This is a genomic window from Megasphaera vaginalis (ex Bordigoni et al. 2020) (genome assembly GCF_900240295.1).
In the GTDB taxonomy this organism is placed as follows: domain Bacteria; phylum Bacillota; class Negativicutes; order Veillonellales; family Megasphaeraceae; genus Megasphaera; species Megasphaera vaginalis.
On the sequence record NZ_OEQB01000001.1, the window covers coordinates 29,023 to 50,661 of the forward strand.

Annotated in this window: 18 protein-coding genes and 1 riboswitch; of the genes, 1 reads left to right on the forward strand and 17 read right to left on the reverse strand. The window is 52.4% G+C overall.

From position 1 onward, the window contains the following. Window positions 1-4: 4 nt before the first annotated feature. The 14 genes from rsgA to C0977_RS00210 all read right to left on the reverse strand — a co-directional run bounded on the left by rsgA (window position 5) and on the right by C0977_RS00210 (window position 14,888). Window positions 5-859 carry a ribosome small subunit-dependent GTPase A gene (rsgA, locus tag C0977_RS00145; RefSeq protein WP_101911990.1) on the reverse strand — a complete coding sequence of 285 codons (855 nt, stop codon included), beginning with the start codon at window positions 857-859 and terminating at the stop codon, window positions 5-7. 7 nt (window positions 860-866) lie between these two features. After that, on the reverse strand, window positions 867-2,786 hold the full coding sequence (gene pknB, locus C0977_RS00150; protein ID WP_023053421.1) for a Stk1 family PASTA domain-containing Ser/Thr kinase: 1,920 nt from the start codon (window positions 2,784-2,786) through the stop codon (window positions 867-869). Window positions 2,787-2,857: 71 nt separating this feature from the next. Continuing rightward, entirely contained in the window at window positions 2,858-3,565 is a 708-nt protein-coding gene (locus C0977_RS00155; RefSeq protein WP_101912317.1) for a Stp1/IreP family PP2C-type Ser/Thr phosphatase, read from the reverse strand. A gap of 64 nt (window positions 3,566-3,629) precedes the next feature. After that, window positions 3,630-4,664, reverse strand: coding sequence for a 23S rRNA (adenine(2503)-C(2))-methyltransferase RlmN (gene rlmN / locus C0977_RS00160; RefSeq protein WP_101911991.1), 1,035 nt, complete (start codon window positions 4,662-4,664; stop codon window positions 3,630-3,632). Next, complete coding sequence (gene rsmB / locus C0977_RS00165) at window positions 4,661-5,995, reverse strand: 16S rRNA (cytosine(967)-C(5))-methyltransferase RsmB (protein WP_101911992.1); 1,335 nt, start codon at window positions 5,993-5,995, stop codon at window positions 4,661-4,663. Before rsmB ends, rlmN begins: the two co-directional genes overlap by 4 nt. A 69-nt stretch (window positions 5,996-6,064) precedes the next feature. After that, a complete protein-coding gene (gene fmt / locus C0977_RS00170) occupies window positions 6,065-7,009 on the reverse strand; it encodes a methionyl-tRNA formyltransferase (RefSeq protein WP_101912318.1) in 945 nt (314 codons plus the stop codon). Next, a complete protein-coding gene (gene def / locus C0977_RS00175) occupies window positions 7,009-7,470 on the reverse strand; it encodes a peptide deformylase (RefSeq protein ID WP_023053465.1) in 462 nt (153 codons plus the stop codon). The genes fmt and def overlap by 1 nt, the downstream gene beginning before the upstream one ends. A gap of 226 nt (window positions 7,471-7,696) precedes the next feature. Continuing rightward, window positions 7,697-10,057: a replication restart helicase PriA gene (gene priA, locus C0977_RS00180; protein ID WP_101911993.1), complete on the reverse strand. Its 2,361-nt coding sequence runs from the start codon at window positions 10,055-10,057 to the stop codon at window positions 7,697-7,699. Between the two features lie 65 nt (window positions 10,058-10,122). Further along, a complete protein-coding gene (gene metK / locus C0977_RS00185) occupies window positions 10,123-11,313 on the reverse strand; it encodes a methionine adenosyltransferase (RefSeq protein ID WP_023053433.1) in 1,191 nt (396 codons plus the stop codon). Window positions 11,314-11,363: 50 nt separating this feature from the next. Beyond that, window positions 11,364-11,466, reverse strand: a riboswitch (SAM riboswitch). 175 nt (window positions 11,467-11,641) lie between these two features. Further along, the gene (coaBC, locus tag C0977_RS00190; protein ID WP_023053511.1) at window positions 11,642-12,859 is read right to left on the reverse strand and encodes a bifunctional phosphopantothenoylcysteine decarboxylase/phosphopantothenate--cysteine ligase CoaBC; all 1,218 of its coding nucleotides are present in this window, start codon (window positions 12,857-12,859) and stop codon (window positions 11,642-11,644) included. Between the two features lie 14 nt (window positions 12,860-12,873). Then, the gene (gene rpoZ, locus C0977_RS00195) at window positions 12,874-13,083 is read right to left on the reverse strand and encodes a DNA-directed RNA polymerase subunit omega (protein ID WP_023053503.1); all 210 of its coding nucleotides are present in this window, start codon (window positions 13,081-13,083) and stop codon (window positions 12,874-12,876) included. Window position 13,084: 1 nt separating this feature from the next. Next, window positions 13,085-13,714, reverse strand: coding sequence for a guanylate kinase (gene gmk / locus C0977_RS00200; protein ID WP_101911994.1), 630 nt, complete (start codon window positions 13,712-13,714; stop codon window positions 13,085-13,087). Beyond that, the gene (gene remA, locus C0977_RS00205; protein WP_023053448.1) at window positions 13,714-14,001 is read right to left on the reverse strand and encodes an extracellular matrix/biofilm regulator RemA; all 288 of its coding nucleotides are present in this window, start codon (window positions 13,999-14,001) and stop codon (window positions 13,714-13,716) included. Before remA ends, gmk begins: the two co-directional genes overlap by 1 nt. A gap of 11 nt (window positions 14,002-14,012) precedes the next feature. Continuing rightward, window positions 14,013-14,888 (reverse strand): YicC/YloC family endoribonuclease, encoded by an 876-nt coding sequence (locus C0977_RS00210; protein WP_196806850.1) that lies wholly within the window; start codon window positions 14,886-14,888, stop codon window positions 14,013-14,015. Between the two features lie 218 nt (window positions 14,889-15,106). On the opposite strand from C0977_RS00210, the gene C0977_RS00215 reads away from it, so the two are divergent. After that, entirely contained in the window at window positions 15,107-16,828 is a 1,722-nt protein-coding gene (locus tag C0977_RS00215; RefSeq protein ID WP_101911995.1) for an Rqc2 family fibronectin-binding protein, read from the forward strand. A 66-nt stretch (window positions 16,829-16,894) separates the two neighbouring features. On the opposite strand, the gene gltS is transcribed toward C0977_RS00215, so the two are convergent. From gltS to C0977_RS00230, 3 genes are all read right to left on the reverse strand, one after another. Then, window positions 16,895-18,148 carry a sodium/glutamate symporter gene (gltS, locus tag C0977_RS00220; protein ID WP_101911996.1) on the reverse strand — a complete coding sequence of 418 codons (1,254 nt, stop codon included), beginning with the start codon at window positions 18,146-18,148 and terminating at the stop codon, window positions 16,895-16,897. Window positions 18,149-18,578: 430 nt separating this feature from the next. Beyond that, the gene (locus C0977_RS00225) at window positions 18,579-20,042 is read right to left on the reverse strand and encodes a 4-hydroxyphenylacetate 3-hydroxylase N-terminal domain-containing protein (RefSeq protein ID WP_023053484.1); all 1,464 of its coding nucleotides are present in this window, start codon (window positions 20,040-20,042) and stop codon (window positions 18,579-18,581) included. A gap of 59 nt (window positions 20,043-20,101) precedes the next feature. Beyond that, on the reverse strand, window positions 20,102-21,403 hold the full coding sequence (locus C0977_RS00230) for an acetyl-CoA hydrolase/transferase family protein (RefSeq protein ID WP_101911997.1): 1,302 nt from the start codon (window positions 21,401-21,403) through the stop codon (window positions 20,102-20,104). Window positions 21,404-21,639: the final 236 nt, after the last annotated feature.

A 21,639-nucleotide genomic window follows, 5' to 3' on the forward strand; every position in this document is an offset into this window, starting at 1 on the left:
ACCGTCATTTCCTTTCTTTGAGAGAAGTCATGATCTTACAGTATGTTTCATAGCGCTCCGGCTGAATCAACCCGTCCGCTAAGGCGGCCTTGACGGAACAATCCGGCTCCGTCAGATGGCGGCACGACGAAAAACGGCACTGCCCCGCATAGGCGGCCAGATCGGGAAAAAGTCCGATCACTTCCGTTTCCGCCAGATGTTCGAAATCGAGGGCGCTGAAGCCGGGCGTATCGACGACAAAAGTGTCCGGCGAAAATTCCATAATCTCCGAATGACGTGTCGTATGACGACCGCGCCCGATTTTTTCACTGACCGCGCCGACGGACAGGTCACTGCGGCCGAGCAAACGCGCCAGGAGACTCGATTTGCCGACACCGGACGGCCCGGCAAAGGCCGTCATCTGCCGCGGCAGTATGGCGCGCAAAGCCGCAAGGCCTTCACCGGAATGAGCGGAAGCCAGATAGACTTCATAGCCGCATTTTCGGTAAAAAGCGGCATATCGTTCCGCCTGCTGCCGATCCAGATCACACTTGTTGAAACAGAGTTTCGGGTGAATATGGTCATATTCACAGGTCATAAGCATCTTGTCGACCAAAAATCGATTCGGATCCGGCGACCGGGCCGCCATAATGATCACCATCTGATCGATATTGGCGACAGCCGGACGGCGCAAAGCGTTCCGCCGCGGCAAAACGGCTTCCACTACGCCCTTTCCGTTCCCCAGTTCCGTGATTTCAACAATATCGCCGACGACGACCTTCGCCTTCATCCTGCCGCGGCGGCGGCATTCGGTCAACCCACCGCCGCAGCGAACGTAATAATAGCCGTTATAATTTTTGATGACACGTCCTGTGGTCATGTTCCTCCTAGAGATTCTGTTCTTGTACTAAAACATTATTGACATATACCTTTACATGGGTTTTCCCCGTACCGCTGACATTTTTTGTAATACTGTCACCGCCGGACTGGTTGCGGTCGTAGACGACGCGCGAGCCGTTCTCATCATCAACGACAATTTGAACATGTTGATTGGCGGCACCGGCAGGCACGCTGATATTGACGGTTCCCGTCCGCGTCGTACCCGTTTCTCCGCCTTGGTTCGAATCGGTTGCGGCGGCAGCCGGATAGATAACGGAAAGATCGACAGTGCTGCCGTCTTTCGGCGTCTGCGTCGTGACTTTGGCTTTGCTGTTGTCTTTCGCCGCATCGAGTCCGGAAATGGTGCCGACCGTATAGCCCGCGCCTTCCAAGGTCTTAATCGCGTCGGTTAAGGTCATGCCGCTCGTGTTCGGCGCATTCTTGGCCGATTTTTCGCTGCTCCCCTTCTTGCAGACGACAACGTCGATCTTCGTACCTTTTTTGGCTTTTTGCGGCGCCGACGGCGTTTGACTGATAATCTTGCCGTCACCATACTCGCTGCTTTCGGCATAGCTGACATTGCCGATGGAAAGCCTGATTTCCTGCAACTTCTTATCGGCCTCTTCAACAGTCAGTCCGCGCAAGTCGGGAATCAATACTTCCGAACCGCTCGCCCCTTTGCTGACCGTAAGATAAATCGTGCGGTTAGCTTTGACGACGGACCCGCCTGACGGCGTTTGCGAAATGACCTCTCCGATCGGCACCTGGTCATTTTCCATTTCCTTGACCGAAACGGCAAGATCTTTCTTTTCCAACATACGGCGCGCGATTTCGATCTGTTTCCCGGTCACATCGGGCACGATGATATCTTCCGTGCTCCAGAAATTGCCGAAGGAGAAAAACGCCCAGGCAAAGGCGGCAATGAAAATGCCCAGCATCGTCACGATAATCGATTTTTTCGAATGGTTGCTGATCGAGTCGAGAAAACGAACGAAAATATTCGCTTTTCCCGGCTTTCGCGCCGCCTCTTCCTGCGCGGCGACAGGCGGCAGCTTCTGCGTATTAAAATTATTTTTGATGATCGGCATGGCGCCCTTATTCGTATTGACGAATCCCTGCGCCAGCCGCAGCTCGGCAATCATTTCCCCGATCGTCTGGAACCGGTCGTCGGCGTTCTTGGCCATGGCTTTCAGGATGCAGCGCTCGACGAGCTGCGGTATGCGGCGGTTGTATTTCGTCGGCAGCGGAATTTCATCCTGCACATGCTGCAGCGCTATACTGATCGCCGTATCTCCTTCAAAAGGAACGACGCCGGTCATCATTTCATACATGACGACGCCGAGAGAATAAATATCCGTCCGTTCGTCGACCTGCCCGCCGCTCGCCTGTTCCGGCGAGAAATAATGGACGGAGCCGAGAACCGACGTGTCCGCCATTTCGGCGGCATTGGAGTTAACGGCTCGGGCAATGCCGAAATCGGCGACTTTGATCCGTCCCGTCTCGGTGACCAGAATATTATGCGGCTTAATATCGCAGTGGACGATACCGTTGGCATGGGCGTGCTCCAAGGCTTCGCCGATATCGAAGGTAATCCGCATGGCCGTATTGATCGGCAAATGGCCATGCTTGGAAATGTAATCCTTAAGCGTTTCGCCGCGGACGAATTCCATGACGATATAGTGCACGCCGGCATCATAACCGACGTCATATATATTGACAATATTGGGGTGTGAGAGCCTGGCCGCCGCCTGCGCTTCTTTATGGAAACGAACGACGAAATCATGGTCAATACCGTATTTGCTGTCCAACACCTTGATGGCAACGATGCGGTCAAGGAGAATGTCCTGCGCTTTATATACGCTGGCCATACCGCCTTCACCTACGAGCTCCAATATTTTATATCTGTTATCCAAAATATGATTAATCATATTTGATGTTCCACCACTTTCTCCGAATCTCCGAGCCGTACGCAGCCTGTTCGTCGCGTCGGCCTATGATGTCATAAAGTAGCTAAAATTGCGGTAACATTATCTTTTGCGCCTGCTTCATAGACCAAGTCAAAGAGGCGCCTGATGATTTCTTTTTCGCTGCGGCGATAATCGCTGAGCGCTTCGACGATAATTTCTTCCGACAGAGATGACGTCAGTCCGTCGGAGCAAAGGAGCAGTCTGTCGTTTTCCCGTACCGGAAAGGCGCCGATTGCGACTTCCAGTTCCTGATCGACGCCGACAGCCCTGGTCAGAACGTGACGATCGGGATGATCTGCGGCTTCAGCTTGCGTGATCCGGCCCTGATCAAGCAGTTCCTGTACGAAGGTGTGATCCGGCGTAATCTGTGTCAGGTCGCCGTCACGGAAAAGATAAATGCGGCTGTCGCCGACGTGCCCCCAAAAGGCATTGCCCTCCGACAACGTCAGGAGCGAAAGCGTCGTCCCCATTCCTTGCAGAGACGGTTCGATCGCGATTTTGCTGAGGATGCATGAATTGGCATATTGGATCACCTTTTCCAGCTGCCTGGTCGAGGCATAGGTATAGTTATTGAAGTAGTAAAGAACGGCTTCCACCGCCGTTTTGCTGGCAATTTCCCCGCCTACGTAGCCGCCCATCCCATCGGCGACGAGCATAATGTCACGGGCCTCGCTGATTGCGAAGGCGTCTTCGTTCAGGCTGCGGACCAGTCCGATCTTCGTTTCACCGTATATTGTCAAATTTTCACGTCCTCTCACGGCTTCAGCTATGTCCACTTTATTAAACACATTTTTATAAAAAGTGTCAAGATTCCTCTTGCTCCCGCCGAATGCGAAGCTGTCCGCAGGCGGCCCGGATCCGACTGCCCATTTCCCGCCGCAGCGTAACCGGAATGCCCCGCTCCTTCAAATACCGGGCGAAAGCGTCAATCTCCCTGCGCGCAGGCCGCCGCAGACCGACGTCATAATTATCGTTAATGGGGATCAGATTGATCAGGATGTTCTTTCCTTTCATGAGGCGCGCCAGTTCTTCGGCACAGGCCGGCGTACAGTTGACATCTTTGATCAGAATGTATTCATACGTTACCTTGCGCCCCGTTGCGGCAAAATATCGGTCGCCGGCAGCGATAACGGCAGGCACGTCATAAGTATCGGTAAGGGGCATGATCTGCCGGCGGATTGCATTCGTCGGCCCGTGCAGCGAAATGGCCAGCGTCAGCGGCAAGCCTTCTGCCGCCAGTCTGTCTACAGCAGGCACGATTCCCGACGTCGACAGAGCCATATTGCGGTATCCCAGATAAAACGTATCTTTCTCGTGGATCAGGCGAAGAAAGGCCAAAACGTTATCATAATTCAACAAGGGCTCGCCTGTTCCCATGATGACGACGGAGTGCAGATCGGGCGTCACATATTTACGGAAAGCCAGCAGCTGTACCACCATTTCGCCGACACTCAGGTTGCGGACGAAGCCGTTCTTGGCCGAAGCGCAAAAAGCGCAGTTCACGGCGCAACCGACTTGCGACGAGAGACAGACGGAATTGCCATAGTCATGCTTCATCAGCACGGTCTCCACCGTTTCGCCGTCATGCAGTTCCAGCAACAATTTGACCGTTTCACCGTCAGCCGCTTCCTGCCTGGCGAGAAGCCTGGGAAAGTAAATGGGCAGCTTCGCCTTCAATACGTCTCTGTCTTTTTTCGGTAAAAGTATCATTTCGTCCCAGTCGAAAACGTGGCGTCCGTAGATGTACGTGAATATCTGATCGGCCCGAAATCGCCTGATTCCCTGCTGCAGGAGAATCGCTTCCAAGGCTGTTTTCGTCAGACTGAAGATATCGATCATGGCGTACCTTCTTTGATCATTTTAGCAATAAAAAATCCGTCCAGTCCGTCGCGCTGCGGCAAGAGCTGCAAATAAGGACCTGCCTGCGCAAAGCCCAACGTGCTGCCGATGGGCACGACAGTGAAGTCGCCGTGTTCTTTCAGAAAAGCGTCGACAACAGCGCCGTTCTCCCCATCGTTCAGCGTACAGGTGCTGTAAACGAGGACGCCGCCCGGTTTGACGCATTTGGCGGCGCTGGTCAGGAGACGGAGTTGGAGCTGCGGCAAATTGCGGAGATCGCCGGGACGTTTTCGCCAGCGCAGATCGAGCTTGTGCCGCAGCACGCCGAGCCCGGAGCACGGTGCGTCGACAAGGACGCGGTCGGCGCTGGCGCTGTAAATATCACCGATCGTCATGCCGTCCTGCAACAAGGGGCGCACATTGGTCAAACCGAGACGGCGGGCGTTATCTTCGATAAGTTTTATTTTATGCTCGTAAATATCACAGCCGTATACGACGGCCTTATTGCCGCCAAGCGCTGCCAAGTGCGTTGTCTTGCCGCCGGGGGCGGCACAGATGTCAAAGATGACGTCACTCGGCTGCGGTCCGACGACGTGAGCCACCAGTTGTGACGGTTCATCCTGAACGATAGCGCCCTTACCGACGACCTGTTCCAAGCGCCTCATGCCGGGATTCGTTTCCAGATAAATGCCTTCACTGCTGTGAACAGCTTCATGGCAAGCGATATCCGCTTGCCGCAGTTTCTCCATCAAAGCCTGTCGTGTCGTCACCGTCGTATTCGTTCGCAAACACAGTTCCGGTTTGCCGTCAAAATAGCGGCACAGCGACAGCGTATCGGCGGCGCCGTACCATTGCAGCCACTTTTTGATCAACCATTCCTGTTGGTGATAGGTCAGGGACAGATGACGGACGAGGTCGTCTTCCGCCGCAGGAATGACGAATTCGCTTTTGCGGCGGATGCTGCCGCGCAACATGGCGTTAACAAATTTCGCCATGCCGCTGTTGCCAAGCTTCGTCGCCAAATTGACGCTTTCATTGCAGGCAGCCGATTCGGGCACTTTATCCATTTGATAGATCTGGTATATACCGAGCCGAACGATAACCAAACAAAGAGGATCGAGCCGGCTCAGACTGCGTGAGCTCAATTGGCCGATAATCCAATCCAAATAGTTTACATGACGCAGCGTACCGTATACCAACTCCGTATAAAAACGACGGTCTCTGTCGGTCAATTTATTTTTCTCTATCGTTTGCGAAACGACAATATTGCTGTAACCGTCATCCTTACAAATCGTGAGAAGGCTGCGGCAAGCAAGTTCACGCACATTCATGAAAAACTCCTATCTCATTTATCATCATCAAAAAAGAAACTGCCGTGCCCTTTCTTCCTTATCAACGGATTACCCGGCAGCAGTCAGCTTTTCGCCGACAGCGGGCTGATGGCTTTGCAGGAATTGGGCCGCCGCCATTCGCTTCCGGCTCTCTGGCTGCAGCTCCGTAATGCGCAAAGCGCCTTTCCCCGCCTGCACGATAAGCGCTTTTTTCGTTACTGCAATAATCGTTCCCGGCGCGGCATCGCCTCCTTCGGTAACATCGGCCGCCCAAATTTTCAAGCGCTGCCCCTGCCAGAACGTATACGCGCCGGGATGAGGATCAAGAGTACGCAACCACCGTTCAATAACGGCTGCATCTTGATGCCAGTCGATATTGGTCATTTCTTTCGTGATCTTCGCCGTATAGACAGCCAGCCTTTCATCTTGCGGCCGCGCTTGGCGCAAAGCCTGTGAAAGTTCCGCCAGTACGGGCAAAAGCGTCTGCGCTCCCAATTGAGCCAATTTGGCAAACAAAGTGCCTGTCGTTTCCTTAGCTGTCAGCCGTATTTCCGCCTGTTTCAGAATCGGGCCCGTATCCATTCCTTCGTCCAGCCCCATAATCGTCACGCCGCTGACGCCGTCGCCCTCTTTGATGGCATACTGAATCGGCGCGGCGCCGCGAAAACGGGGCAGCAGCGAAGCATGCACATTGAGACAGCCATACGGCGGTATATCCAAAATCTCACGCGGCAAAATTTTACCATAGGCGATGACGACGATCACAGTCGGCGCATAGGATCGAACCAGCGCGACAGACGCCGCGGGCCGCAGGGAGTCAGGCTGATGGACAGGCAGTCCCAAGGCCAGGGCGGCTTCTTTGACCGGAGAGAACGAGACCTTTTTGCCGCGGCCTCGTTGCTTGTCGGGCTGCGTAAAAACAGCGGCGATCGTGTGTCCCGCAGCGTGAATCGCCTGCAAAGCCGGCACGGCAAAATCCGGCGTGCCCATAAAAACAATGCGCTGTTTTTCCATCATTCACCGACTTTCCGCAAATTAGTTGCCTTTTCAATGAAGAGATCGCCCTGCAGGTGATCCATTTCATGCTGGAAAATACGAGCCAGAAACCCTTCCACCTCGTAAATGATCTCCTTCCCGTAACGGTTGCGCGCCCTGACGGTGATCTTTTTATGCCGGCTCACGTCACCGTAATAGCCGGGAACACTGAGGCAACCTTCCGCGCCGAGTTCCATTTCTTCCGACGCCTCCAGCAGTTCCGGATTAATCAGTTCAATAAGGCCGTTGCCGTCGTCAAGGACGACAAGTTGCAGCGATTCGTTAACCTGCGGCGCGGCAAGACCGACTCCTTCGGCGGCATACATCGTTTCCGCCATATTATCCAATAAGCGCTTAATGCGTTTCGTAATCGTTTTGACCGGTTGCGCCTGCCCTTTCAGGACGGGATCGCCGGCTTTTGTAATGCGTAAAACAGCCATCTTTCACCTCAACATATGATTGCCTGCCGAAAAGGGGGCGGCAAAATAATCATTCCAACGGATTGCTGCGGCTTACAGCCGAACAACAAGATTCCATATCTAAATAATTATATACCATTCACCGCAATAAGCATAGAGCGACGTACCGGTTGGAGCGCAGTCACTCAAAAGACGAAGTCATCTTTGCGCCATGCCGTCTGCCGCCATGATTAATAACGTTCTTACTTCAATAGGTCGGTTCCACATCAATCATGATGCCGTGCTGCCAGAAAGCGGCTGCTTCTTTCATATACCCTTTTACCGCCTCCATATCCTGACCGCGCAGGAGAATGACAAGCCTGTACTTATTGCGTATTTTCTTGATAATATCCACGTACGGACCGATTACTTCCACATCCTTGCCGTTTTCGCCGCAAAAGCCCCGCAGCAAGGCGGCCAGTTCATTGCCTTTCTTACCGGCGACTACCTCGTCGGCATCGGTAATAACTACCTTGATCAACGATGCAAACGGCGGATAACGCAATTCTCTGCGAAAGACAAGCTCGGCCTCGTAAAACGCGCGATAGTCCTGGGCGGCACTGCACTGCATGACATAATGCTCCGGCGCATAGGTCTGCATGACGACGCGGCCGGGAAAATCGCCGCGGCCGGCTCTGCCGGAAGCCTGCGTCAATAGCTGAAAAGTCCGTTCGCCGGCCCAGTACGCCGGCAGATTGAGAAGACTGTCGGCAGCAAGGATGCCGACGGCGTTGACTCCGGCGAAATCATGTCCTTTGGCGACCATTTGTGTGCCCAGGAGAATATCATATTCGTGGCGGCGAAAAGCTTCAATAATATGATCGCTGCTGTTTTTCCGCGTCGTCGTATCCTGATCGAGCCGAATGATGCGGGCCGCCGGAAACAGTTCTTGAAGCCGAGCTTCCACTTTTTCCGTCCCGGAGCCGAAAAACTTGATAAATTTGCTGCCACAGGCAGGGCAAACGACTGGAACGGCTTTTTCAGCGTCACAATAATGGCAACGCAGCGTTTCGGCATGTTTGTGATAAACCATCGCTACGTCGCACGTATCGCATTTGACAACGTAGCCGCATTTGCGGCACATGACGAAGGTCGAAAAGCCGCGGCGATTCAAGAGGACGATGGCCTGCCGCCGAGCTGCCAGCGTCTCCGCCAGAAGCGCTTCTAAAGAGGAAGAGATGACGCTGTAGTTGCCGCGCGCCAGTTCTTCCCGCATATCGACCAGTTCCGTCTGCGGCAGCGAACGCCCCATAACTCGCTTAGTCAAGGTCAGCAGCGTATAGACGCCGCGCCGAGCCAGATAATAGTCGGCAATAGCCGGCGTAGCGCTGCCCAAAATAACAGGACAATCGTAATAAGCGGCTCGTTTTCTGGCAACGGACACGGCATGATAACGAGGCGATTCGTCCTGCTTATAAGAACTGTCATGGCTTTCATCGACGATCACCAGCCCCAGCGCCTGCACCGGCGTGAAGACGGCGGAACGGGCGCCGATGCAAATATGGCTCTCGCCGTTTTGCATGCGGCGGCGGTTGTTTTCCCGTTCCCCTTTGGAAAGGCGGCTGTGCATGACGACGACGTCATCGCCGAAACGGGCCGTAAAGCGTCTGACGATCTGTCCGGTCAGCGCGATTTCGGGAACCAGGACGAGAACCTGCCGTCCTGCGGCCAAGGCATCCTTCGCCAACTGCAAATAGACCTCCGTCTTGCCGCTGCCGGTAACGCCGTGCAGGACGAAGGTTCGATGATGCCCCTCACTCCGCACGCTTGCGAGAACAGCCTGCTGCTCGTCAGTCAAGGGCCACGTCGTATCGGCGGCGGCAGCCAGTGGCAAAGCCGTCGTCCGGCGAATTTTGTCCCTTCGTTCAGCCAGCCCGGTCTTGCAAAGCGCTACAGTTGTATCGCGGCTGTAACCGCTTCGCAGCACATCGGCCAGCGGCATTTCGCCTTTTTCCTGCAAGAGCGACAAGAGTTCCGCCTGTCTCTTGCGCCGCCGCAGGATACCCGCCGTATCGGCAGCGCAAAAGACGAGATACGGTTCCGTTTTCGCAGCGATTCTGTTTTCCGTCACATTTCTGCGAAGCAGCAAGCCCTGTTTCAGCAGTCTGTCGACGACGCCGTCGCCAAAGCGGCTGCGAAAGTTTTTTTCCGCCTGCTCCCCTTCTGCCGCCGCAAAGGCCAACGCCGGCTCCGACGCGGCAACGTCGCTCCCCCTTGCCGAAAGAGAAAGAACGCGGGTTTGGCGCAGACCGTGCTTTTCCACCATAAAAAGGCGCAAGGCGTCGGCAAAGTTGCAAACGTAGTACTGGCTGATCCAGAACGCCGTATCGATCATTTCCGCTTGAAATCCCGCCTCTTCCGACAAGAGAGCCGCCACGTTTTTCAAAGCATACGGAGACGCAGCCGCTTCACCTGACCGCAAAGCGATAACGACGCCCTCTTCATGGCGGGAACCGAAAGGAACGAGAACGCGGTCCCCTACACGGAGCCGCAGCGACGGCGGCACGCTGTACGAGAACGTTTGCTGCAATCGTTTTGCCGTAATGTTGATAATAATGTCAGCAATCATTTTCATTCCTCCCGGTAACAAAGAAAGGGAGACTCTCGTCTCCCTTTGACCGTACGATATGATAATTATAAACCAGCTTCACTGCGAAGTACAGCCACTTTATCCAGCTGCTCCCAAGGCAGATGAAGATCGTTCCGGCCGAAATGGCCGTAAGCGGCCGTCTGCTTATAGATCGGACGCTGCAAATCAAGCATTTCAATGATGCCTGCCGGACGCAGATCGAAGTGTTTGCGGATCAAGGCGACAATCGTGTCCGTGTCGACGTGACCGGTACCGAACGTTTCCACATGGATCGAGACGGGATGAGCCACGCCGATGGCGTAAGCGAGCTGGATTTCGCACTTATCGGCAAGGCCTGCCGCAACGATGTTCTTAGCCACATAACGGGCGGCATAAGCAGCGGAACGGTCCACTTTCGTAGGATCCTTGCCGGAAAAGGCGCCGCCGCCGTGGCGCGCCATACCGCCGTAGGTATCGACGATAATTTTGCGTCCAGTCAGCCCGGAATCACCTTGCGGACCGCCGATGACGAAACGGCCCGTCGGATTGATAAAGAGCTTTGTCTTTTCATCGAACAGTCCATCGGGAATTTCCGGTTTGATGACATTTTCGATCAGATCTTTTTCTATCTGTTCCCGCGTCACTTCCGGACTGTGTTGCGTCGAGATGACGATCGTGTCGATGTGTACGGGTTTGCCGTCTTCATATTCGACGGTGACCTGCGTTTTGCCGTCAGGACGGAGATAGGTCAGCACGTCTTCCTTGCGGATTTTTGCCAGGCGACGAGCCAAACGATGAGCAAGTGAGATCGGCAGCGGCATGTACTCGTCCGTTTCATTGGTCGCATAACCGAACATCATGCCCTGGTCGCCGGCGCCGATGGCGTCGAATTGTTCGCCGTTGCCGGCCTTGGCTTCAAGGGCCTCGTCAACGCCCATGGCAATATCCTGAGATTGTTCGTCCAAAGAGACAAGGATACCGCAGGTATCGCAGTCAAAACCGTACTTGGCACGGGTGTAGCCGATGCCGCGTATCGTCTCACGGACAATATGGGGAATATCGACATAACAATTGGTGGAAATTTCTCCTACGACATGCACCATTCCTGTGGTAATCAGCGTTTCGCAGGCTACGCGGGCATGTTTATCTTTTGCCAAAATGGCATCCAGAATGCTGTCGGAAATCTGGTCAGCTATTTTGTCGGGATGTCCTTCTGTTACGGATTCGGATGTGAAAAATTCACGATTTTTTACCATTACCATTCCTCCTGTAAAAAAATTCCCCTCTGCAAAAGAGGGGTTCTTGTTACCCATCTTCCAGTGAAAGCACTGTTGGAATTAGCACCTTTTCAATAGTGAAGGTTGCTGCGGCGTCATCGGGCCAATCCCTCTGCCGACTCTTGATGGAACATATGTAATTTACGGTACTTAGTATTATAGAATAAGGACGAAAAAAAAGCAATAGATCGCCGTCGTTTTCCTATATCGCAAGCGCATGAAAATCATGCCTTCCAGTCTCGTCAAACGACACAGACAAGGACACTTTGCGGCTTGCCTAAAGTATCCTCGCCTCCACGTTTTTATTTTACGCCTCAGCGCTTTCTTTCGCAGCGACCAAAGCGGCGCCGGCGCTGATGATCTTTTGCGCTAATTCAAACTTGCTCATCATTTCCATCGCCTCGCTGCGCCCGTCAGGGAACAAAAAGGTCGCTATATTCGTCGTCCCCTGAAACCCGGCGCCGGCGACGCTGACATCATTGGCAACAAGCATGTCGAGGTTCTTTTTCTTCAACTTACCCATACCGTATTCGATGACATTGGTCGTTTCAGCGGCAAAACCGATCAGTACCTGATGCGTTTTTTTCTGTCCCAACCCATACAGAATATCAGGATTCTTAGCCAGTTCCACAGTCAACGTTTCCGACGATTTCTTAATTTTATTTTCCGCCGGCCTGGCAACGCGATAATCGGCAACTGCCGCTGCCTTGACGACCAGATCGACGGAATCGTAAATCTCCTCGCAAGCGGCCTGCATTTCCAGTGTCGTGCCGACATCGATGCGATGCACGCCTAACGGCGCCGGCAAAGCTGACGGAGCCGCGACGAGAGTCACATCGGCGCCGGCCAGCATGGCCGCTTTGGCAACGGCAAATCCCATGCGGCCGCTGGAACGATTGCCGATATAGCGGACCGGATCGATCCGTTCCCGCGTACCGCCGGCCGTGACCAGCACTTTTTTGCCGCGCAGCAGCGCCGAACTGCAGGTAGTCTTTTCGATATATTCGACAAGTATGTCGGGATCGGGCAGCCGACCGACGCCGTCAATGCCGCAAGCCAAACGGCCGCTGTCCGGCTCGGCGATGACATATCCCAAGGCCTTCAGCTTCTGCAAATTCCCCTGAACGACGGGATTGAGATACATATTGCTGTTCATCGCCGGCGCGATCATAACCGGCGCTTTTGTAGCCATCAGCGTCGTTGTTGCCAGATCGTCGGCAATGCCATTGGCGATTTTGCCGATAATATTGGCCGTCGCCGGAACTACGACAAACGCATCGGCCCAGCGAGCCAGGGCAATGTGCTCAATATTGAACTCAAAGGTATCGCCGAACATATCGACGGCAACGGGATTTCCCGTAATTTCACGCAGCGTCAGCGGCGTGATGAACGCTGTCGCATGCTGCGTCATCACGCATTTCACGACAGCCCCTTCCTTGCCGAGGAGACTGGCCAAGGCGGCCGCTTTGAACGCGGCGATACCGCCGCTGATGACAAGTACGATCTTCTTGTTAGCGAGCAACATGAGAATTCCCCTTTTTATTTAATTCCGACCTTAGGCACTTCATATTTAATTTTTCCTTCGTCAATTTCTTCCATGGCGACGGAAACGACTTTGTTCGTATCGACATCAACCAAAGGGTCGTCGCCGTCCGTCAATTCGCGGGCTCGTTTGGCCGCCAACGTTACCAAGGTGTATTTGCTGTCCACTTTCGTCATTAACGATTCCAATGTCGGTTTAATAAGCATATTATTCTCCCCTTTTATACTGTTTCAAGACTGCCGTAATGGTATTGTCATTGCGCGACGTCTTCCGGCATTCCGCAGTCAATATGGCATCGGCCTGGCAGACGGCCCGCTGCAGATCATCATTTATGATAACATAATCATACCGTCTTATCCAGTCCAGTTCACCGCGCGCTTTGGCCAAGCGTTTGCAGATGACTTCATCACTGTCGGTGCGCCGGTCGCGGAGCCGCTGCTCCAGTACGGCCAGACTGGGCGGCAGGATGAAGATCAGCACGGCTTCCGGGTATTTCTCCTGGACCTGCATAGCGCCTTGAATGTCGATTTCCAGCATGACATGCCTTCCTTCGTCCAGCCGGCGGAAAACGAAATCTTTCGGCGTCCCGTAATAATGGTCATAGACCTTGGCATACTCCAAAAAAGCGTCGGCTGCCAAGAGCGCTTCAAAATGAGCGTTGTCCGTAAAACGGTAATTGACGCCGTCGATTTCGCCGGGCCGAGGCGGCCGTGTCGTCATGGATATGGAATAGCCGATCTCCGGAAAGTCACGGCGCATGGCGTCACAGATCGTGCCTTTCCCGGCGCCTGACGGGCCGGAAACGACGATGAGAAGTCCCTTGTCTTTCGCCGCCATTATCCTTCGTCTCCTTCATCCGGACACATGTCGCTCACGTCTTCGCCGACATGCAAAATGCGATGGGATATCGTTTCTGCCTGAATTGCCGAAAGAATAACCTGACCGTGATCCATAATCAGCACTGCCCGCGTCTTTCTGCCAAAGGTCGCGTCAATCAGCGTATTGTGCTCCCGCGCTTCCTGCACCAATCGCTTGATCGGCGCCGATTCGGGGCTGATAACGGCCACCACCTTATGCGCCATGACCATATTGCCGAAGCCGATATTTAAAAGATTGAAATTCATAGCCGTCTCCATTATTCGATATTTTGAATCTGTTCGCGAATCTTTTCCAACTCGTTTTTCAGCTGCAACACGTATTCCGTAACCTCCAGATCGCCAGCTTTGGAACCGATCGTGTTCGTTTCGCGGTTCATTTCCTGCATCAGAAAATCAAGAGAGCGGCCTACGTCATTGCCGTCGCTTAAAAGTCGTTCTAATTGTAACACATGGCTGCGAAATCGTACAACTTCTTCGGTAAAATCCGATTTATCGGCGTAAACGGCAATTTCCTGCAGAATCCGCCCCTCGTCGGCACTGCTGCCGGCCTGTTCCAGCATCTTTTCAATCCGCTTGCGCAGCCGCTCTTCGTAAGCCGCCATAATCACCGGACGCCTGGCGGCGATTTTTTCAATGATCTCCTGCAAAGAAGCCGCACGCGCCGTCAGGTCGCGTTGTATCGTTTCTCCTTCACGGCGCCGCATCGTCATAAGACTCGTCAGCGCCTCTTGCAGCGCCGTTTCGAATACGGGACGACAGACTTCGGCGTCGATCCGCGGCGGTGTCTCCGTAAACCAATCTTTTGTCAGCGACGCGACCTCGGCAAGCGATGTCGAACCGCCGTCAAAGCACTCTTCTCTGGCCCGTTCCAGCGCTTCCTTACAGGCCCGCAGCGCTGCCAGATCGACCGTAATTTCCGGCGCCTGCGGCGCAATTTCCCTAACCGTTACGAAAACGTCGACCTTGCCGCGGTGTAAGTGTTCCTTAATCTTTCTGCGCAACCCCTCTTCAAGACGCAAATACGAATGGGGCATACGAATATTTAATTCCAAAAAACGTTGATTGACGGAGCGCAGCTCTATTGCCACTTCGATGGAGCCGTCACTATGGCTGCCGCCGCCGAATCCGGTCATGCTGTTCACGCCGATTCCTCCTCCCGGCCCTTTCTCTGTTCTTCATCAGGCGCTTGTTTTCTTAGCGTAATACAGAGGCCGCAAGCTGTCAACAGGAAACGCAGTTTCTCCGAAAAAATTCCCTTTTCCCGTTTGAAATCGTTTCCATTCCCTTTACCGAAGATTTACTAATTCGCATAAATCTCCTATAATAAACGGTAGTATAAAGGAGAAAAAACATGAATCTTGACGGTATTACCTTACATTCCATTACCACCGAATTGACGGCCATCCTTCATGGCGGCCAAATTTCCAAAATCTACCAGCTAAACGGCAGGGGGCTTTATTTTCGTATCTTCAACGACAGCGGCTTGCACCACCTGGTCATCACCCTCGACGATTCGCCCCGCTTGTACGTGTCTCCTGTCATGCCGCCGACACCGGATGTACCGACGGGCCTCTGCATGTTCCTCCGTAAATATTATGAAAACGGCCGTATCGCTTCGATCAGGCAACTCCACTTGGATCGCCTTATCGAAATTGCCGTTGACGTCCTCGACGTTTCGGGAAAATTGGCGACGCGGAAGATTCACATCGAACTGATGGGAAAATACAGCAACGTCATCTTTACGGAAGACGGCATCATCCTTGAAGCGCTGATTAAGACGAGAAAAGACAAACAGGCCCTGCGCACGATTTCGCCGAAAGAGCCGTACGGGTTCCCGCCGAACTTCATGCGCATGAATCCTTTCGAATTTACGGCGCAAGAGATTGCGGAGATGCTGCGCAGCACTGCTGCGGACGAAACGCTCGGTACGTGGATGCTCCGCCGTTTTAACGGCATGAGCACGGTCGTCCTGAATGAGCTGTCTCTCCTCTCCGGCATAGCCAAGGACGCTTCCGTCAAGTCACTGACAGCAACAGAACTAACCTGCTGGTGCCGACATATCGCCGCCTTGGGACAAGAACTCCGTGATGTCAGAGGCGCTTACGTCTACACTGACGGCAAAAAAGAGGTGCTCTTCCCGTTGCCGCTGCAATCGTTCGCCGCCAAGCCGGTCCGCCATTACGCTTCGATCCAGACCTATCTGAGCGAGTATCAGGCCGAACACGGCAGCCTCAGCGGCGAGCAGGAACGGCTGCGCAAAAAAGTAGCCAAAATAATCGAAAAACAAGAAAAAAAAATCAAACGTATTTTTCAGGAACTGAAAGAAACGGCTAAAATGGATACGTACAAATTGTACGGCGATCTCCTGATGATCTACGCTTACGAGAAACACGCTCATGAAGACAATGTGACCCTTATCAATCTGTTGTCGGAAACACAGGAAGCGGTCACGATCCCCCTGAATGCTGCGCTTTCCATGACAGATAACGCCAATCATTATTACAAGCGGTACACAAAGCTGCGCAACCGTAAACAGAAATCAACGGAACTGCAGCGGGACAATCAACGACAACTGGATTATTTCCGTTCCCTCGAATATTCTTTGGAAACGGCCGTAACCAAAGACGAATTAGCCGACATCAGGGCGGAAATGCAGCAAATGAATCTGCTTCGCACCAATGCAAAGGAAAAACTAAAAAAAGAATTTGCCCAAAAAATCCGTACCGTTTCTGCAGACGGCATGGAAATCTGGATCGGCGGCAACAACAGACAAAATGATTTCCTGACGACAAAAAAAGCGCATCCTTATGATCGCTGGTTCCATGTCAAGGGGCAGGCCGGCTCTCATGTCATCCTTGCCTGTCATAAAGGCGAGCCGACAAATGCGCAGTTGGAAAAAGCGGCGCAGCTCGCCGCTTATTACAGCCAAAGCCGCCACGACACCAAAGTCGAAGTGGACAGCACGTTGGTACGTCATGTCAAAAAACCGGCACACGCCGCGCCGGGCTACGTGATCTTTGAAAATCAAACGACATACGTCGTAGAACCGAAAAACTGGCCTGTCGATACATAACTAACGAAAAAAAGCCGCGCTCAAGGAAATATATCCTGATTGCGCGGCTTTTTATGCCATTGAAGATCAGACAAAAATATTCATTAAGAGCGTAATGATCATAGAATTGACAAAATCGATGATCAACGCCCCGACCAGAGGAATAACGAAGAAAGCAGTCGGCGCCGGACCGAATCCTTCGGTCATCGTCGACATGTTGGCAATGGCATTCGGCGTAGCTCCCAGCCCGAAGCCGCAGACGCCTGACGACATGACGGCAGCTTCGTAATCGCCGCCCATGAAACGGAAAACGGCGAAGTACGCGAAGAAAGCGATAAACACGGCCTGACTGAGGAGCATGACCACGAGGGGAACGGCCAAATCCGTAAGTTGCCAAAGCTTCAAACTCATCAGAGCGCAGGAAAAAAAAATGGTCAATCCCAAATTTCCCAGAACTTCGCTTTCTCGCTGATATACCTTGTAGATATGCGTCATATCGGCCACATTGCGGATTACGGCGGCAACGAGCATGGAGCCGATATACCCGGGAAAGATCAGACCGATGCTGACGAAAAATTTACTTACCAGCGTCCCGATCCCCATGGCCAACAGCAGATGCGCCAAGGCATTCATGAAGCGGAAATTATTGATCGTCTGCCCCTTTCGCAGTTCTTCTTCAATGATCTTTTCTTCACCTTTTCTGGCCGATTCCAGCTTTTCCAGTTCCGGTTCGAGACTTGCCGGATCAAGCCGTTCCCCTTTAGCGTGGCTGACCAACCGATAACGGTGCACCAGACTTTCGCCGACAGGTCCGCCGATCAGACTGCCTGCAACGAGCCCGAAAGTGGCCGATGCAAAGGCGATCGTTAAACCGCCGTTAAGGCCCAACGATTCGAGAACAGGGCCGAAGGAACCGGAAGTACCATGGCCGCCTACCATAGGAATAGAGCCTGTCGCCAGCCCCATCAGCGGGTTGAGATCAAAGAAATACGACAGCGATATGCCAATGGCGTTTTGGCAGCAAATCAAAATAGATGTAATAAATGCCATTTTAAAAACTAAAAGGCCGCCTCGCTTGATCAGATTGATACTGGCAGTGTAACCGATACTCGTAAAAAAGATCATCATGCATACGTCTTGCATCGTCGTATCCTGTTCATACGTCCAGATTCCCTTGACATACAACACGCAATTGACAACGGCAAATACGATGCCCCCCACGACCGGCGCTGGAATACAGTACTTCCGCAGAAAGCCGATCTTGTACCGCAACCAAACGCCCAGATAATAGACGGCAATGGCGGCCGCCATCGTTTGGTAAATATTTAACTTTACTTCCATCTTTTTCCTCCCTTTAATTTTGCTATGCAAAATTAATTTTTGTTTTTCGAAACTACGCCATTTATTTTATTAGAAGAAAGTCGTTTACACAATAAAAAAATATATTGATTCCCCTTTTCTCTATTTTCCGAATCGTGTCTCCCCTCAGACTGTACTCTCCCACTTTCCCGTAGAACCTATCGGACGATACGCGTATACGGCACGGACAATGCTCTCGCCGGCTGCAAACTTATACAGCATCAGGCGGTACCGGAACGGCTCCCGGCGATGAGAAAGCTGCACGTCGGCGTTCTTCATCTCCTAGAGTTCGCGTACACCGTACGAACAGGCCGCATCATTTTCATGATAAAACCCCGGCTCCCGTTATGGGGAGCCGGGGTTTGCGATACGCCCGATTACACGGTCCTTGCTCAAAAATTTCGCCGCTTAGTTATTTTTTCGGTTTTTCCGGTTCTTTTACGTCTTCCGCGATACCGGCAATATCCTTTGCATAGGCGACAAATTCTTCATACGGCGTATTCGCATGGACTACCATCCGCGCGCCGTCCGGTGAACCGCCGCCATGCATACAGCCCGGGATCCCGCCGCCTACAGTCAGCCATTCGCTGAGACGGGCGGCGCGGGCTCTCGTATCGGCAGATACGTTGACGCCGGCTTTCACGTATTTCTGGATCATCGGCCCTAATTTGGGATCCGTAAAGTCGCGATACGACGGGAAACAGCCTGTTTCTACGATACCGCCGCCGATTTCCTGACAGAGCAGTTTCGTCTGATACGGCAACGAAGCGACATGAATCTTATTGACATGCGCAACTTTATTATCCGACAGCCAGACGCCGGTTTTATGTTGTCTGCCCAGTGCCATGGCTCCGATACCTACGGCATACGTCGTTTCGTTGTTGACGCTCATATTAATCATTTTGTCCTTAAACGGTTTTGACGACAAGCCGTTGGCGCGGATCATGAGCGTAGCTGCGCCGATCATGACGTCACCCTGTCCTGCTACGCAGGCGCCGATACAGGCGCGGTAGTTTGCCGTAAAATATTCAATGACTTTGCCGCTGTATTTAAATTCACCTGCCATAAATACGCGGCCTTTCGGCACGAATACGCGGTCAAACATCAGATAAGCCTGCGTGACGCCGGTAATCGGGGAATCAAAGCCTTCCTCTGCATCACGACAGTCGCTGACATGCCGCGTTTCCACGATCGTAAGGCCTTCAATGTCCTTAGGAACGACACAGGACAAGGCGTAATCTTTATCGCCTTCTTTGTATCCGGAGCCGGGCAGCAGGAAAATTTCTTCAGAAGCCGCAACGCCGCAGATCATGGCCTTACAGCCGGAAATAACGACACCGTCATCTCTGTATTCCACGATGTGCAGATTGCTGTCCGGATCAGGCTGTCCCGACGGTTTTAAGGAACGATCGCCCTTCGCGTCCGTAAGCGCGCCGGCAACCAGAATCCCTCTTTCTTCAGCAGTCAATAACCATTGTTTCAGCCGTTCGTGATAATCGGTACCGTATTCTTCATCCATATCGGACGTAATGGCCCACATCACATTCTGCGCGTTCCACCCGACGCAGAAGCCGCCTGTACACGTGCCGCATTTATGATACATCGTTCGTTTCAGACGGGCGTTGTTCATAATGTCCTCTTGCGAAAGCATCAGGCTGTTTTGCCGCATAATTTCTTTTCCTGTCAAGGAAGACACGGTAACGAAGATATCCTTCTCTTCAGCACTGTTGGCTCCGTCAAAGCCTCTTGCATGCGATTCTACGGCTTTACGAGTATACGGGTGTGTCGTTACGTCTTCAATGAGTTCTCCGAATTTATACACATTTGGCCGCATTGATTTCAGAGACTGCAAATATTCTTCTCTCGTTCTTACCATAATCTTTCCTCCTTTACACTGACGAAACTTGACTGAAAATACAAGCTGAACGGGCTTTCCTAAATCATCAGGTGCATTGCTTTCGCCGACTGCAGCAGTTCTTCGCGGAACTTGGGATGGGCAACGGAAATTAATGCTCGTGCTCGCTGAGCTGCTGTTTTGCCTCTAAGTTCCGCAATTCCGTACTCCGTTACAATACAATCGACATCACCTTTAGAAGTGGTAACATGAGCCCCTTCAGTTAAAAACGGCTTGATCTTGGATATCGTATCATTCTTGGCGGTAGCGTAAGTGCAAATAAACGAGCGGCCGCCTTTGGACCAATTGGCACCGCGAATAAAATCGACTTGTCCGCCGGCACCGCTGATGTTCTTATGACCGATGGATTCGGAACAAACCTGTCCGACCAAGTCTACTTCCACACAAGAATTGACAGATATCATATAATCATTCTGCGCAATGATGCGAGGATCATTGACATAATCAACGGGATAGAACTCGACTCCCGGATTGTCATCAATATATTCAAACAAGGCCTGTGACCCGATGGCAAAGGTAGCTACAGATTTTCCCCGATTGATGTTCTTGCAGCTGTTGTCCACAGCGCCTGACTGAATAAGCTTCACAAAACTGTCGCAGAAAAGCTCTGAATGGATGCCCAAATGTTTTTTGGCGCTGAGAAATTCTCCTACGGCATTCGGAATGCCGCCGATCCCAAGCTGCAAAGTGGCGCCGTCAGGAATGCGCTCTGCAATCAGCTGACCGATGCGTTTATCCTTTTCACTGCATTCGCTGTCCGGTATCGTCGGCAACGGTTCGTCACATTCGCAAATCGCGTCCACTTCGGAAATATGAACAAAATTGTCACCTAAAACGCGCGGCATGTACCGGTTTACTTCCAGAAAAACGTAACGGGCATTGCTCATCTGCGCCCGCCCTTCCGCCGCGCCGACGCCGAAGCTGAAGAAACCGTGCTTATCCATCGGCGAAACCATGGCGTAAAAAACGTCGGGAGACATATTCTCCCGCCACATTCGGGGAACTTCATAATAAAAGTTCGGCATAAAATCAGCCCGGCCTTCCCACACGGCTGGTCTGGCTTTACCGCTCGTAAACCAAGGCACGTGAATAATTTTGCCTGCGAAAACGGGGTCCAAGTACCGTTCCTCCCTGCTGGCCAACAGCATATGATGCTCAATATTGCGCAAATCCTCGCGCAACACCCGTTCCGCCAAGGCCTTCATAATGGCGCTCGGCTCTCCCAGCGCCGATGTGGCGGCACAACAGAACCCGGATTGTATGTTTTCAACAATCCGTTCCGCCGTCGTCAGCTTTTGTTGATAGATTTCCTGATAATTCACCTGATTCGCCTCCCTTTTTATCGCAATGTATATATGAATATTACCCGATCATACACATCGTCTAAAAAGCAAGAGATACCGCAAACTTATGTTAATTTTATTATATCATTCTTATTAATTTTAAGTCAATATATGTAAATTCCTAAATAATTGTAAAATTTGTTTTTTTATATTTTAAAAACTATTTTTATTTTTCTACTGTAAGTAGTTCGACAAATTCTGATAACAGCGAAACT